Annotated in this window: 17 protein-coding genes; 13 read left to right on the top strand and 4 right to left on the bottom strand. The window is 73.1% G+C overall.

Annotated features, from left to right (window positions below; all coding sequences use genetic code 11):
- Window positions 1-12: 12 nt before the first annotated feature.
- Entirely contained in the window at window positions 13-1,797 is a 1,785-nt protein-coding gene (locus ACVW07_RS01490; RefSeq protein WP_456817527.1) for a DEAD/DEAH box helicase, read from the bottom strand.
- A 290-nt stretch (window positions 1,798-2,087) separates the two neighbouring features.
- Complete coding sequence (locus ACVW07_RS01485; RefSeq protein WP_456817526.1) at window positions 2,088-2,501, bottom strand: CoA-binding protein; 414 nt, start codon at window positions 2,499-2,501, stop codon at window positions 2,088-2,090.
- A 116-nt stretch (window positions 2,502-2,617) separates the two neighbouring features.
- Between ACVW07_RS01485 and ACVW07_RS01480 the strand changes: the two genes are divergently transcribed.
- From ACVW07_RS01480 to ACVW07_RS01445, 8 genes are all read left to right on the top strand, one after another.
- Window positions 2,618-3,205: a CDP-alcohol phosphatidyltransferase family protein gene (locus ACVW07_RS01480; RefSeq protein WP_456817525.1), complete on the top strand. Its 588-nt coding sequence runs from the start codon at window positions 2,618-2,620 to the stop codon at window positions 3,203-3,205.
- The gene (locus ACVW07_RS01475; RefSeq protein WP_456817524.1) at window positions 3,202-4,164 is read left to right on the top strand and encodes a DUF881 domain-containing protein; all 963 of its coding nucleotides are present in this window, start codon (window positions 3,202-3,204) and stop codon (window positions 4,162-4,164) included. Before ACVW07_RS01480 ends, ACVW07_RS01475 begins: the two co-directional genes overlap by 4 nt.
- Entirely contained in the window at window positions 4,161-4,493 is a 333-nt protein-coding gene (locus ACVW07_RS01470; RefSeq protein ID WP_456817523.1) for a small basic family protein, read from the top strand. Before ACVW07_RS01475 ends, ACVW07_RS01470 begins: the two co-directional genes overlap by 4 nt.
- A 2-nt stretch (window positions 4,494-4,495) precedes the next feature.
- A complete protein-coding gene (locus ACVW07_RS01465; protein WP_456817522.1) occupies window positions 4,496-6,382 on the top strand; it encodes a DUF881 domain-containing protein in 1,887 nt (628 codons plus the stop codon).
- Window positions 6,383-6,517: 135 nt separating this feature from the next.
- Window positions 6,518-7,003, top strand: a complete 486-nt coding sequence (locus tag ACVW07_RS01460) for an FHA domain-containing protein (RefSeq protein ID WP_456817521.1) — start codon at window positions 6,518-6,520, stop codon at window positions 7,001-7,003.
- A gap of 46 nt (window positions 7,004-7,049) precedes the next feature.
- Window positions 7,050-7,811 (top strand): transcriptional regulator FtsR, encoded by a 762-nt coding sequence (gene ftsR / locus ACVW07_RS01455; RefSeq protein ID WP_456817520.1) that lies wholly within the window; start codon window positions 7,050-7,052, stop codon window positions 7,809-7,811.
- A gap of 62 nt (window positions 7,812-7,873) precedes the next feature.
- Complete coding sequence (locus ACVW07_RS01450) at window positions 7,874-8,392, top strand: bifunctional nuclease family protein (protein ID WP_456817519.1); 519 nt, start codon at window positions 7,874-7,876, stop codon at window positions 8,390-8,392.
- Window positions 8,393-8,546: 154 nt separating this feature from the next.
- Window positions 8,547-9,134 carry a MerR family transcriptional regulator gene (locus ACVW07_RS01445; RefSeq protein WP_456817518.1) on the top strand — a complete coding sequence of 196 codons (588 nt, stop codon included), beginning with the start codon at window positions 8,547-8,549 and terminating at the stop codon, window positions 9,132-9,134.
- A gap of 30 nt (window positions 9,135-9,164) precedes the next feature.
- Here the strand turns inward: ACVW07_RS01445 and ACVW07_RS01440 are convergent, their stop codons facing one another.
- A complete protein-coding gene (locus tag ACVW07_RS01440) occupies window positions 9,165-9,932 on the bottom strand; it encodes a ParA family protein (protein WP_456817517.1) in 768 nt (255 codons plus the stop codon).
- Between the two features lie 122 nt (window positions 9,933-10,054).
- On the opposite strand from ACVW07_RS01440, the gene ACVW07_RS01435 reads away from it, so the two are divergent.
- The 3 genes from ACVW07_RS01435 to ACVW07_RS01425 are packed head-to-tail and all read left to right on the top strand — an operon-like array spanning window position 10,055 to window position 11,421.
- Window positions 10,055-10,696: an MBL fold metallo-hydrolase gene (locus ACVW07_RS01435; RefSeq protein WP_456817516.1), complete on the top strand. Its 642-nt coding sequence runs from the start codon at window positions 10,055-10,057 to the stop codon at window positions 10,694-10,696.
- Between the two features lie 58 nt (window positions 10,697-10,754).
- Window positions 10,755-10,898 (top strand): hypothetical protein, encoded by a 144-nt coding sequence (locus ACVW07_RS01430; RefSeq protein WP_456817515.1) that lies wholly within the window; start codon window positions 10,755-10,757, stop codon window positions 10,896-10,898.
- Between the two features lie 37 nt (window positions 10,899-10,935).
- Window positions 10,936-11,421, top strand: a complete 486-nt coding sequence (locus tag ACVW07_RS01425) for an N-acetyltransferase family protein (RefSeq protein ID WP_456817514.1) — start codon at window positions 10,936-10,938, stop codon at window positions 11,419-11,421.
- Here ACVW07_RS01425 and ACVW07_RS01420 read toward each other — a convergent pair whose 3' ends face one another.
- Window positions 11,422-12,258 carry an AraC family transcriptional regulator gene (locus tag ACVW07_RS01420; RefSeq protein ID WP_456817513.1) on the bottom strand — a complete coding sequence of 279 codons (837 nt, stop codon included), beginning with the start codon at window positions 12,256-12,258 and terminating at the stop codon, window positions 11,422-11,424.
- A 269-nt stretch (window positions 12,259-12,527) separates the two neighbouring features.
- Here ACVW07_RS01420 and ACVW07_RS01415 point away from each other — a divergent pair, with 269 nt between their 5' ends.
- Both ACVW07_RS01415 and ACVW07_RS01410 read left to right on the top strand, forming a co-directional pair.
- On the top strand, window positions 12,528-13,241 hold the full coding sequence (locus ACVW07_RS01415) for a class I SAM-dependent methyltransferase (protein ID WP_456817512.1): 714 nt from the start codon (window positions 12,528-12,530) through the stop codon (window positions 13,239-13,241).
- 128 nt (window positions 13,242-13,369) lie between these two features.
- Window positions 13,370-13,888, top strand: a complete 519-nt coding sequence (locus ACVW07_RS01410) for an N-acetyltransferase family protein (protein WP_456817511.1) — start codon at window positions 13,370-13,372, stop codon at window positions 13,886-13,888.
- The last annotated feature ends 11 nt before the right edge of the window (window positions 13,889-13,899 follow it).

The raw sequence follows: 13,899 nt of genomic DNA, 5'->3' as shown, positions 1-13,899 counted from the left end.
CGACGAGGATGGTCAGCTGCGGCCGCGGGCAGGCCCGTGCGACGGACGCGAGGCGCCGTGACCCGGACGCGGCCCGGAGTCGAGCCGGATGTGCAGCGGACGACCTGCGACCCTGGTCCGGGCCAGGCGGTCGACGGTCTCGGCGGACAGGCCACCCGGGATGTCGACCAGCGAGAAGCTGCCGAAGATGTCGATCTTGCCGAGGTCCTTGCCGGACAGGCCGCCCTCGCCGGTGAGCGCTCCGACGAGCGCACCTGGCTGGACGCCGTCACGGTGCCCGACGGCGACGCGCCACCTCGCCGGACCGCCGGCGACGTGCGTGTCGGCCCGTCGACGCTCGCCCCGCTCGGGACGGTCGTAGCTGCGGTCCCCGTCACGGTCGCGACCAGCGCCCGTGAGATGAGCCCGCGAGAGCGCGTCGTCAAGGTCGTCGCCCTGGACGGCGACGGGGCCCTCGTCACCGACGGACAGCGCCGCGACCACCGCGAGCAGGTCCACCGGGTCGAGCCCCGGGTTCTGCGCAAGGTGGACGGCGATGGCCTCGCGGTACAGGTCCAGCCGGCCGACCTCGGCGCGGGCTGCCGTCCGAGCGAGGAGCGCCTGCACCCGGTGCGCCGAGACCTCGACGGGCGACGGGATCTCGACCTGGAGGAGCGACTGGCGGGTGGTCCGCTCGATCTGGCGCAGGCGCGACTGCTCGGCGGGCGTGACGAACGACAGGGCCTCGCCCTCGCGACCGGCGCGTCCCGTGCGCCCGATGCGGTGGACGTAGGTCTCCGGCTCCCGGGGGACGTCGAAGTTCACGACGAGCCCGATGCGGTCGACGTCCAGGCCTCGCGCGGCGACGTCGGTGGCGACGAGCACGTCCAGCGCGCCCGTCCGGAGCCGGTCGACGATCTTCTCCCGTTCGGTCTGCGCGACGTCACCGGAGATGTAGGCCGCCGAGATGCCGCGCTCGATCAGCGCGCTCCCGACCTCCTCGGCGGCGCCACGCGTCCGCACGAAGACGATCGCGGCGTCGGCCTCCGACACTGCGAGCACGCGGGCGAGGGCACCGGTCTTGTGTCGGTGCGGCACGACCGCGTAGGTCTGGCGGACGCTCGTCACGGTGGACGCCTGGCGGGACACCGTGATCTCGACCGGGCGGTTGAGGTGCTGCTCGGCGACCCGGCGGATCTGCGGCGGCATCGTGGCGGAGAACAGCGCGACCTGACGCTTCTGAGGTGCGGCCGCCAGCACCTTGTCGACGTCCTCGGCGAAGCCCATGCGCAACATCTCGTCGGCCTCGTCGAGCACGAGGAAGCGGACCTGGTCCATCTTCAGCGTGCGGCGCTCGAGGTGGTCGATCACCCGGCCAGGGGTGCCCACGACGACCTGGACGCCGCGCGAGAGGGCACGCTGCTGCGGCAGGAACGGGGAACCGCCGTAGACCGCGAGCACGCCGAGTCCGGGCAGGTGGGTCGCGAACGACTGGATCGCGTCGGCGACCTGCATGGCGAGCTCACGGGTGGGGGTGAGGACGACGGCCTGGACCGCGGCGACGTCGGGGTCGATCGACGCCAGCAGCGGCAGACCGAACGCGGCGGTCTTGCCGGTCCCGGTCTGGGCGACGCCGACGATGTCGCGGCCCTGCAGCAGCGCGGGGATGGCCTTCGCCTGGATACCGGACGGTGTGACGAACCCGAGGTCGGCCACGGCGCGATCGAGCGCGGCGGGCATGCCGAGGTCGGCGAACGTGGGGCCGGCCGAGAGGGCCGGCTCGGTGGTGGACATGGAGGGGGGCACAGAGGTGCTCATGGCAGCAGCAGACCGATCGTCGTCGCGGGGAGGAGCCCTGGCCCGAGCGCCAGGAGGCAGTCGGCAGGTCGCAGCCCCGAACACCCACGGCGACCCGTCATGGACGGGTGGCTCGACATTTCACGCAAGGGTGGTCACCGCAGACTGCAGGACACACCCAGACCGGGGGACGCGACGAACTCCAGATTCGCTGGACATCCTACGTGGCCCGGGACGATCGCGGGCTGATACCTCGCGGTGACGTGGGGCACATCGTGTGGTCCTGGCACCCTGGTGTCAGGGCAGTGGTGTCAGGACAGGCCGAGCGCCCGACCCTCGATCGCCGGACAGCGGTCCATCACGACGTCCAGACCTGCGTCCGCCGCTCGGCGTGCCGCCTCGTCGTCGACCACGCCGAGCTGAAGCCACACGGCCGCGGCACCGGCGGCGATGGCCTCGTCGACCACGGCGCCTGCACCAGCGCTGTTGACGAAGACGTCCACGACGTCGATGTGGCCGGGCACGTCCGCGAGGGACGCATACCCCGGCGCCCCGTGGACGGTCTCGGCGCGCGGGTGCACCGGTACGATCTCGTGCCCGATCTGCTGGACGTACCGTGCGACACCGAACGCGGGGCGTGCGGCGTTCGTCGACAGTCCCACGACCGCCCATCGCCCCGGCCTGGAGAGCAGGCGGCGGATGACGTCCGGGTCGGTGTGCTCCATCCACGCAGCGTCGCACGCGCGGCAGGGACACGCAGCGTCGTGACCGCGGTCGGGCGTACGCCCCGGGCCGCATAGGATCGTCGCGGCCAGCGACAGCACACCCGACGGGGGAGGCAGTGACGCAGAACGACGTCGTCACCTCGCGGGTGCTGACCGTCCCCAACCTCATCAGCCTCCTGCGCCTCCTGCTCGTGCCCGTGTTCGCCTGGCTCATCGCCAGCGGTCGGGACGCGACCGCGGTCGCCGTGCTGGCGGTGTCCGGCGCGAGCGACTGGCTCGACGGCGTCCTCGCGCGTCGGCTCGGGCAGGTCTCGCGTCTCGGCCAGCTGCTCGACCCCGCAGCGGACCGTCTCTTCATCCTCGTGACCTTGTTCGCGCTCGCCTGGCGCGACGTCGTGCCCTGGTGGCTGCTTGCGGTGCTCGTGGCCCGGGACGTGGTGCTCGCGGTGATGCTGGTCGTGCTCGCGCGCGCCGGGTGGGCGCCCCTGCCTGTGCACCTCGCCGGCAAGGCCGGGACGTTCGCCCTCCTCTATGCCTTCCCGTTGCTGCTGCTCGCCCAGTGGGCCGATCCCGTGGGTGCGGTCGCGTGGGTCGTCGGCTGGGCGTGCGCGCTGTGGGGCGTCGGCCTCTACTGGTTCTCGGGCGCGCTCTACCTCGCGCAGGCCAGGAAGCTCCTGCGGGGTTCGGCACCGGAGGAGGCATGAGCACCCGGCACACGGCAGAGGCGTCGAGGCCGCCCGACGCCTCGATGACCCTCCTGAACGAGGTGTACCGCCGGCCGCTCGACCCGGGGTACGCGCAGGCCGCCGAACGGCGCTCGCAGCGCCCGTCGCGCCGGACGGTCCGCTCCGGTGCCGGTCTCGTCGTGCTGGCGGTGCTGCTCGGGCTCACGGTCACGACGGCGACGCTCTCGCTCCGGCGTCCGACGGGTTCCGTCGTCGCGGCGCGTCACCTGCTCGAGCAACAGATCGTCCAACGGGGCGACGAGGCCGCCGGCCTCCAGGAGCAGGTGGAGCAGCTCAGCGCCGAGATCGCCACCCTCCAGGACGAGCTGCTGCGGGACACGGAGCCCCGGCTCGGTGCCCAGCTCGCCAACGACGCGGTGGCGTCCGGAGCCGTACCCGTGACGGGCCCCGGTCTGCGGGTGGTCCTCACCGACGGGCCGACGCAGGACCCTGACGTCGTCGACCCGGACACCCGGGTGCGCGACGGCGACCTGCAGGTGCTCGTCAACGGGTTGTGGGCGGCCGGAGCGGAGGCCATCGCCGTCAACGGCGAGCGCATCACGTCGATGACCGCGATCAGGAGCGCCGGCGACGCGGTCCTGGTCGACGTCGTCGCCGTGTCCAGCCCGTACACGGTCGACGCCATCGGCGACGCGCCGCACATGCAGACGTCGATGGCCCAGGCGACAGCCGGCCAGCACCTCGCCACGCTCAGGAACTCGTACGGCATCGGCGTCAAGATGTCCTCCGAGCGCTCTCTCACACTGGCGGGCACCGGGCAGACCACGCTGTACTACGCGACCGTGCCGCCCGGGCACGCCCCCACGGTCACACCGGGGTCGGGCGCCACCGAAGGCGCTGAGCGGACGACGAAGAGTGCGCCGACGGGCAGCGGTGTGGCAGGGTCGGCAGGTCGTCCGGGAAGGGTTGGCACGTGATCGCAGTCATCGGGTTGGTCGTCGGAGTGGTCGCAGGGCTGATGCTGCAGCCCACCGTGCCCGTCGAGCTTCAGCCCTACCTCCCGATCGCCGTGGTCGCCGCGCTCGACGCGCTGTTCGGCGGCCTCCGCGCGATGCTCGACGGCATCTTCGACGACCGCGTGTTCCTCACGTCGTTCTTGTCGAACGTCGTCGTCGCGGCCCTCATCGTGTTCCTCGGAGACCAGCTCGGTGTGGGCACCCAGCTGTCGACCGCTGTGGTCGTGGTGCTGGGCATCCGCATCTTCTCCAACGCGGCATCGATCCGACGTCACCTCTTCAAGGCGTGACGATGGACGGGACCAGCCAGGACGGGCGCCCCCAGCCACGCCTCGACGAGACCGGCGAGGCGCCGGTGCCGACGGCTGACGATGTCGAGGTCGAGCCGCCCGCCGACGGGAGCGGAGCCGTCGTCGACGCTGGACCACCGTTCGACCCCGCACCTGTCGCCCCGCCATCGGTCGCACACGCCCTCGGCAGCCGGGAACCGTCCGCCTCCCTGACCGTCCCGCAGCCGTCGCCCGGTCCGGCCGTGGGAGCGGTGGACGTGGCCGACTCCGACGCTGCACCCGTGGACGCGCCGGCGGACCTGCCGGCGTACGCGGACGCTGCTCCCGAGCCCGAGCCCGAGCCCGAGCCCGAGCCCGAGCCCGAGCCCGAGCCCGAGCCCGAGCCCGAGCCCAAGCCCAAGCCCGAGACCGAGCCCAAAGCCGAGCCCGAGCCCGAAGCCGAGCCCGAGACCGAGCCCGCGCTCGAGCCCGAACCACCGCAGGACGCCGAGTCGGACGTCGCCGGGGCGGCGTGGGACAACCAGCCGGGGACGCCGTTCGACGCTCTCGGGAGCGAGCAAGACATCGCGCCGTCCTCGGTCGTCCCTGACGACCGGTCCGCAGCCGCTGCGTCGACGAGGTCGGAGCCTGCTCCCGGACCGGAGCTCGCGGCGGTGCACGAGCTGGCGGCGGTCACGCGGGAGATCTCGCTCGTGGATGCCACGACCTCTCCCGTCGGGCCGGACCGGAGTGTCGGGCCGGACGGCGGCGTCGGGCCGGACGGCGATGTCGAACCGGATCCGCGTGTCGGGCTGGACGCCGGCGTCCGTGCCGGAACAGAGGCGAGGGACGACCTGGAGCACGATCTGGCGCACGAGCTGGACGCCCTCGCCGGCCCTGCCGGTGCGGACGCGCCCGGTGCGACCGTCCTCGACCGCGACGCCCCGACCGACATCCTGCCGCCCGTCGGTGCTCGTGCGGAGGTGCGGTCGGTGTACGCGGAGCCGGTCCTGTTCGCGGACCTCGACCCGGATCCGACACCCCGAGCGGATCTGGAACCCGCACCAGAGCCGGAACCCGCCCCGCAGCCCGACGCCGCCCCGGACCCGGCACCGGACGCCCCGCACCACGGTCCTCCGCAGGGCGCCGCCGAAGAGGGCCGGGCGAGCTCTCCGGCGGTCGCCGAGACCAACGGCTGGGTTGTCCTCGGACGGGCGCTGCGCCCTCGACTGACCCGTGCCCAGCTGCTTGCTGCGGTGCTGTGTGCCGTCCTGGGTTTCGCCCTGGTGGTGCAGGTCCGTCAGACGGGTGGTGCCAGCCTCGAGGGCATGCGTCAGGCCGACCTGGTGCGCATCCTCGACGAGACCACCACGCGGGGTGACGCGCTCGCGCGTGAGGCCGCCGACCTGCAGCGCGAACGGGACGGCCTCGTCTCCGGTTCGGACACGCGTCAGGCGGCGATCGACGCGGCGGAGCGCAACGCCGCGACGCAGGGAATCCTCACCGGCCGCCTGCCGGCGGAGGGCCCGGGGGTCACCGTGACGCTGACCGAGCCCGACGGCCCGATCAAGCCGACGACCATGCTCGACGTCCTCGAGGAGATGCGCAACGCCGGGGCAGAGGCGATCGAGCTGAACGGTCAGCGGATCACCGCGAGCAGCGCCTTCACGGGCGCGCCGGGAGCCATCGACGTGGACGGGGTGACGCTCCATGCGCCCTACGTGTGGATCGCCATCGGCGACCCGGACATCATCGGGCCCGCGCTGAAGATCCAGGGCGGCGCGCTCGCTCAGGTCCGCGCGAACGGAGGGCACGGCACGCTCGAGGCGCAGGACCTCGTGCAGGTGACGGCCGTGCGTGCGGTCCCCGACCCGGTCTACGCGACGCCGGTGGCTCCCTCGACCGATTGATCCCGGATGGCGCCGCGAGCAGCCTGCCCATGGCCGGTGGTCGTGCTGCGCCGACACCGCACGGCCGCATAGGGTGTGGCTGACCACCTCACGGAAGCGGTGGTCGACGGCACCAGCAGGGCTCCGGGAGGCGTAATGAGCGATGATCAGCAGAACCCGGGGGGACAGGCCCCCCAGGTCGCGCGGCCCTCGTACGGCCCGGACACCACGATGGCATTCGGGTCGCTGGAGCCGGTCGAGATCGAGGCTGCGGCGCCGGTCGGTCTGACGCCCGACGAGGTGGCGGCGGTGCACGCCCTGCCGCCCACCAGCGCGCTGCTCATCATGCAGCGCGGCCCCAGCGCGGGAGCGCGTTTCCTGCTCGACGCGGAGCGAACGGTCGCCGGCCGGTCGACCCAGGCGGACATCTTCCTGGACGACGTGACGGTCTCCCGCAAGCACGCCGAGTTCGTCAGGGACGGGCATCAGTTCCTGGTGCGGGACATCGGGTCGCTCAACGGCACGTACGTGAACCGCACGCGCATCGACCAGGTGGTGCTGCGCGCCGGCGACGAGGTGCAGATCGGCAAGTACCGCCTCACGTTCCACCCGAGCCCGCAGCGCGAGTCGCCGCGCTCGTGAACGGGTGGGCGCAGAGTCCGGTCCGGACGTGACGGGTGGTCGAGGGATGAGTGTGGTCGGCACGCAGCGCGCCGCGGTGGTCGAGCCCGGACCGCTCCGCGAGCCGGAGCCATGGCCCCGGGGGTTGTCGCGGCGCGCCTCGATGCGCATCTCCGACGTCCTGGCCGCGCTCCAGCTGGAGTTCCCGGCCGTGACGACGTCCAAGCTGCGGTTCCTCGAGGAGCAAGGGCTGGTGGAACCGGTCCGGACCCCGGCGGGCTACCGCCAGTACTCGCCTGCGGACATCGAGCGGTTGAGGTTCGTCCTGCGCCAGCAGCGGGACAAGTACATGCCTCTCAAGGTCATCAAGGAGCGGCTGGCCGCACTCGACGCAGGGGCCGAGGACGAACCGACGACGCCCGCTCGCCTCGCGACGCGTGACGGCGTGCGCGAGACCGCGGCGGTCCGGTGGACGGTCGAGGCGCTCGCCCGCGAGGCCGGCGTGGAGCCGCCGTTCGTCGAGGACCTCGTCGCGGCCGGGGTCCTGCGTACCCACGGTCGCTCCTCGTTCGACCCATGGGCGCGAGACGTCGTCGTCGCGGCCGCGGCCCTCGCGGAGCACGGCCTGGACGCCCGTCACCTGCGCCAGTTCCGGGCAGCGGCGGACCGGCAGGCCGACATCGTGGAGCAGGTCGTCGCGCCGTGGCGAGGTCGCCGCAGCGCGTCGTCGAGGGCGCGTGCGGGCACGGTCGCCGCCGAGGTCGGCGAGCTCTGCACGCAGATGCACACGGCCCTCGTCCGTGCGGCGGTCGCCGAGCTCGCTCCCTGAGCCGGTCTTCCGGCGTCGTCCCCGCACAGCCGGATCGGCCCAGTCGTCGTAGCGTGGTCCGCGTGGGGGAGGACGCAGAGCTCGTGCCCGTCGAGGTCGTCGGCGTGCGCCAGCACCTGGCCGACGACGAGATCGTCGTGCTGCTGCTGGACCCGGACTCCGAGCTGTTGGTGCCGATCCTCATCGGCGCCTCGGAGGCGAGCGCCATCGCGTCCGCGCAGGCGGGGATCGTGCCGCCACGGCCCATGACGCACGACCTGCTGCGTGACGTGCTCCTGGCGACCGGCTCCGGCCTGACCCGGGTCGAGATCACCCGCCTCGAGGAGGGCGTGTTCCACGCCGAGCTGGTGCTGCAGAGCGGGCCTCGCGTCGACTCCCGCGCGTCGGACGCGATCGCGCTGGCGCTGCGGTTCGGCTGCCCGGTGCTGTGCTCGGCCGAGGTGGTGGCGATCGCCGGGATCGAGGTGCGGACGACGACCTCGGAGCAGGACCTCGAGCGGTTCCGGCGGTTCCTCGACGTCGTGACCCCTGACGACTTCGGCAGCGGAGAAGAGCCAGGAGAGGACACGCGGGCCGACTAGGGGAGCAACGTTCAGGCTCCGGTCGAAGGTGAGACTCGCCAGAGGCGACACGCCCGGACCTGGGGTTCGTTGCATCGGCCCCGGGCCGGGCTTAGCGTGGCAGGCAGTCGAGCGGGACGGTGCACCGGACGGTGCGCCTCGAGTGGAGGACCTCGTGGTCAGCAATGAGAACGCCGAGCCTGTGGTCGGCGTGCCGCAGCGGGTCCAGGGCCTGCTCTTCGACGACGACCTCCCCGACCTCGACACGTCGACCGGCTACCGCGGACCCACGGCGTGCCGTGCTGCCGGGATCACGTACCGCCAGCTCGACTACTGGGCGCGCACCGGGCTCGTCGAGCCCTCGGTACGCCCAGCGACGGGCTCCGGCACACAACGTCTCTACAGCTTCCGCGACATCCTCGTGCTCAAGGTCGTCAAGCGCCTGCTGGACACGGGTGTGTCGCTGCAGCAGATCCGCACGGCCGTGAGCCACCTGCGGGAGCGCGGCGTGGAGGACCTCGCCCAGATCACCCTCATGTCCGACGGTGCGAGCGTCTACGAGTGCACGTCCGCCGACGAGGTCATCGACCTCGTGCAGGGTGGCCAGGGCGTGTTCGGCATCGCGGTCGGTCGCGTGTGGCGCGAGGTCGAGGGCACGCTGGCCCAGCTGCCGACCGAACGCGCCGAGGACGACGAGTCCGCACCGCTGCCCGTCGCCGACGACGAGCTGGCCCTCCGCCGTCAGGCCCGTACCGCCGGCTGAGCGGCGCGGGTGGTCGGTGGCGCAGCGCGGTCAGCCGCGCGGCGCGCGCAGTGCCCTGTCGAGGACCGCGTCGAACACTCGTGCCAGCTCGGCCGCTGCGGCCCCTGGCCACACGTGCACGGGCTGGGCGGCACCCTGGGCCTGCTGCAGTGCGGCGCGCTCGGGGACGGCGGGGGACAGCACCAGGGGGCCGTAGAGCGTCGCGAGCTCTTCCTGACGGAACGCCTGCTCGACCGACCTCGCGCGGACGCGGTTGACCACGATGCCCAGCGGCTGCAGCTGCGGTGCCGGTCCGCGACGCAGCTCGTCGATCGTCCGCATCGCGCGGCCGACGGCCATGACCGCGAAGAGGCCGGGCTCGGTGACGACCACCGCGCGGTCCGCGGCCGTCAGTCCGGTGCGGGTCAGGCCGCCGAGCGACGGTGGACAGTCGATGAGCACCAGGTCGTACCCGTGCACCCAGGACAGCGCGTACCGGAGCCGGTCGAGGTCGGCGTCGTCGAGGCGGTCGTGGGTCACCGACCGTTCCGAACCGACCAGGACGTCGAGGCCCTCGTCCGCCCAGCTGCTGGCCACGGTGGCCCGCACCACGCTGGACTCTCCGGGCTCGTCCAGGACCGACGCGACGTCGGCGCCCGCCGCAGCCCGCGCGCCGAGCGCCATGGTGGCGTCGCCCTGCGGGTCGAGGTCCACGACGAGCGTGCGGAGCCCCCGTTCGAGGGCCGCCGACGCGAGACCCAGCGTCACCGACGTCTTGCCCACGCCACCCTTGAGACTGCACACCCCGAGCACCAGCACGGCGCCACCGTAACGGGCCCGGGCCCTCCTCGACGACATGGCGGCGTCGTGGACGTGCGGCGCAGGGTCCCCGAGCGCCGACGCCCGCGCGCGGCGACGTGAACTGGGCGAGACTCTGGGTCATGACCCGCCTGACTCGATGGGGACACTCGTGCGTGCGCCTCGACCGTGACTCCGCCACCGTCGTGATCGATCCCGGGGCGTTCTCGACGCTCGATGGTGCGCTCGCCGGCACCACCGCTGTCCTCGTCACCCACGAGCACGCCGACCACGTGGACGCCGACCGCGTCGCGAAGGCGAGCCGGGACGGTGTCGACGTGTGGGCTCCGCAGCCCGTCGTCGACGCGCTGGCCGCGGCCGGTGCGCCCGCCGAGCGGTTGCACGTCGTCCGTGCCGGGGACGTGCTGGATGCAGGTGGGTTCGAGGTGCGCGTGCTGGGGGAGTGGCACGCGCTGATCCATGCCGACGTCCCGCAGGTCGCCAACGTCGGCTACCTCGTCGAGTCGGTCCTGCACCCGGGGGACGCCTACGTGGACCCGCAGGGCGCGCAGGTGGACGTCCTCCTCGCGCCCTTGGGCGCCCCGTGGCTGCGGCTGGGCGACGTGGTCGACTACGTCCGCAGCGTCGGCCCCCGCCAGGTCGTCGCGGTGCACGACGCGCTGCTCAGCGACGCCGGTCGTGGTCTTGCGGTGAACCTGCTCGGCCGGCTCGGCGCGGCCGGCGACCCGGTCCTGCTGGGCCCGGGCGACGGGATCGACCTGTGAGTGCTGACGGGGCCGTCCCGGTCCCCGTAACGTGGACGCCCTCGGAGAGGAGAGCCGTGTGACACAGCCCCCGGGGCACGAGGTGCCCGAGCTCGAGTACGACGAGACCGTGCCGCCGAGACCCGAGGAGGAGATCGCCGACGTCGCCCGGGCCGTCCCCGACCCGGACGGGCACGGGACGGCGGCGCGCGAAGAGCCCTGACCGGCGAGAAGCACCTGCCGTGAGGCATTCTGTGCAGGTGTTGATCCACCGTGTGGTCGAGGACGACTGGCGCCTGATGCAGGAGGTGCGGCTGCGGGCGCTGCGGGAGGACTCCGAGGTCTTCGGCTCGTCCCTGCAACGCGAGGAGAGGTTCCGCGAGTCGCACTGGCGGATGCGCACACGTTCGAGCCCCAGCTGGATCGCGCTCGACGAGTCGGGTACCGGGCGGGGGATCGTCGGGATGATCCTCGAGCCGGGGTCGCCCGACGACGACCGGCATGTCGTCTCGCTGTGGGTCGCCCCCGAGGTCCGTCGCCAGGGCGTCGGCTGGTCCCTGCTCGACACCGTCCGTCAGGCGGCGACCGAGGACGGGGCGCGGACGCTCTCCTTGTGGGTGGTCGACGAGAACCATCCCGCCGTCGACCTGTACGTCCGGGCGGGATACACCCGGACCGGCGAGCGCCACGAGGGTCAGCGCGACCCCTCGAAGACCGAGGAGCGGTACGTCCTGAAGCTCCGGTAGTCAGCTCCTGCTCCGTCGACGCCACTGCAGCGGTGTCATCCCGTGCTGCTCCCGGAACCTGCGCACGAGGTACGCGGGATCGCGAAAGCCTGTTCGGCCGGCGACCGCGGCGACGGTGAGTTCCGTCTCCGCCAGAAGTCGACGGGCCTCGACCATGCGGCGCTCGGTCAGCCACTCGAGCACCGTCTTCCCGGACCGTTCCCGCACGACGGTCGTGAGGTGCCCGGTGGTGTAGCCCAGCGCCCGGGCGATCTCACGGGTGGAGATCGGTTCCCGGAAACCCGCCTCCACGGCGTCGAGCACAGCGGTGACGAGAGCGTCCCGGCCCCACCCGCTCGCCGCCGTCCCACCAGCCGACGCCGGTTCGTCGTCGGGCGGACCGGGACGAGCGGGGACGCGCGCGAGCGACACCAGGAGGAGGGTGAGCGCCGCCGTCGCCGCCTCTCGCGCACCCGGCAGCACGGGGTCCGCGGGGTGGCCGCCGGTCTCGGCAGCCAGCACGGTCAGGAGCGCGGCCCACGACGGCCGGTCCGGTTCGGGCAGGCGGAGCACTCGGTCCGACCCTTCTTCGAGCACCCGGAAGGGGGTCAGGAGCGGGTGGTGGCGCGACGTGAGCTGCGTCGTGGTCGTGGTGGCGAGGGCCTCGCCGGCGAAGAACGCGACCCATACCCGCGCGTCGCTCTGGAGCGAGGTGGTGCCGTGCACGACCTCACCGGGGCCGACGAGGCACACGTCTCCGGCGGTGAGCGGCCACTCGGCGGCGTCGACCCGTAACGTGCCGCCGCCGTGCTCGACGTGGACCAGGACATAGAACTCGTGCGCGTGGGGACCGTCCATCGCGACGTGGTCGGGACCGACGCGGCCGCCCGCGATGAGCTGTGCCCCGATCGGTGGGGTACCGGGTCGGGGCAGGTATCCGACCACCGGTGTCCCGTCGGCCCGCCGCCTCCGCACCGAGATCCGAGGGAGCAACGGGCTGGTCACCGAAGAACGTCGCACCATGCCGAACTTCCGTCCTGGTCCCGCGCAGGAAACCGCAGGACGCTCGTCGTAGGCCTTGCGCCGACGGTCCTCCCGGCCGGCACGACCAGGAACAGGTGATCCAGATGAACCCCCAGCACGACGTCCGACTTCTCGACGGCCTGGCGCAGGGCGCCTCGCCGGAACCGTACCTCCCGGCAGCCGGCAAGTCCTGGCTGCTGCCCCTCTACGACCCCATGACCCGCCTCGGCGGCGTCGGGCGTCGTCACGCCCGACTGGTCGCCCTCGCGGGCATCCGACCCGGGGACCGGGTGCTGGACCTCGGCTGCGGCACGGGCAACCTCGCCCTGATGGTCGCGAGGACGGCGCCTGGCAGCGACGTCACGGGTCTCGATCCGGACCGGCCGTCCCTCGTCGTCGCTGCGCGCAAGGCACGTCGCCGCCGCGTGCCCATGACCCTGGTCCGCGGGTACGGGCACGCCGTCCCGCTCCCCGACGAGAGCGTCGACCACGTGGTCTCGTCGCTCGCCCTGCACCACGTCGACCCCGACCGCCGAGCCGCGACGGCGGGGGAGGTCCGGCGGGTGCTGCGCCCCGGCGGCACGGTGACGATCCTCGACTTCGGCGGCGACGACCGTCACGACGACAACGGCCACGGCCACGGCCACGGGTCCCGGCGCGGCCATGGTCGGATGAACCGCGACACGCTGCTCCGCGAGAACCTCGACGGGGGGATCGTGCGCCTCCTGACCGGCGCGGGGCTCGTCGCCGCGACCGAGCTGGAGCACGGCAGGCTGGTCGGTTCACCGGTCACCTATGTCCAGGCACGACGCCCGTGACCGCCGGGCGTCGGCCGCCGGCGCCGGAGACGGTCGTCAGTGCAGCTCCGGCCCCGGACATCCTGAGCCGCCGCCGGGGGAGCGGGCTGCCCTCCTGCGCACCGCTGCACGCCCCGTAGGGTCGGAGGGTGACTTCACAGGTCGTCGTGCGCCGGGCCGACCTGGAGGACGTCCCGGCGCTCGCCAGGGTGCATGTCGCGTCGTGGCGGGAGACCTACCGAGGGGTGATGCGGGACGAGGTCCTCGACGACCCCGAGCTCGTCGAGAGCCGGGAACGTTTCTGGACCGTCGTGATCTCCGGCGAGGGGAGTCACGACCGGACGATCGTGCTCGCCGAGGCCGACGGTGACGTGGTCGGCATGGCGCTCGCCGGTCCTCCGTCCGAGGACGACGCGACGTGGACGCGGCAGCTCTACGTGCTCTACACGCTGCGCGCGGTGCACGGCTCCGGTGCCGGGGCTGCCCTTCTGGCGGCCGTCCTCGACCCGGACGCGCCGGCCGCGCTCTGGGTCGCGGACCCGAACCCCCGAGCGCAGGCGTTCTACCGCAGGCAGGGCTTCGTGCCGGACGGCACCAGCAAGGTCGACGACGGCGTGCACGCGATCCGGATGGTGCGCTCACCGACCGAGTCCGGACCGGAGCGATGACCTCGTAAGAT

The sequence above is a fragment of the Cellulomonas sp. URHB0016 genome, from assembly GCF_054057935.1.
The sequence above is the reverse complement of the archived record's forward strand: the minus strand, read 5'-3'. Positions and strand labels throughout refer to the sequence as shown.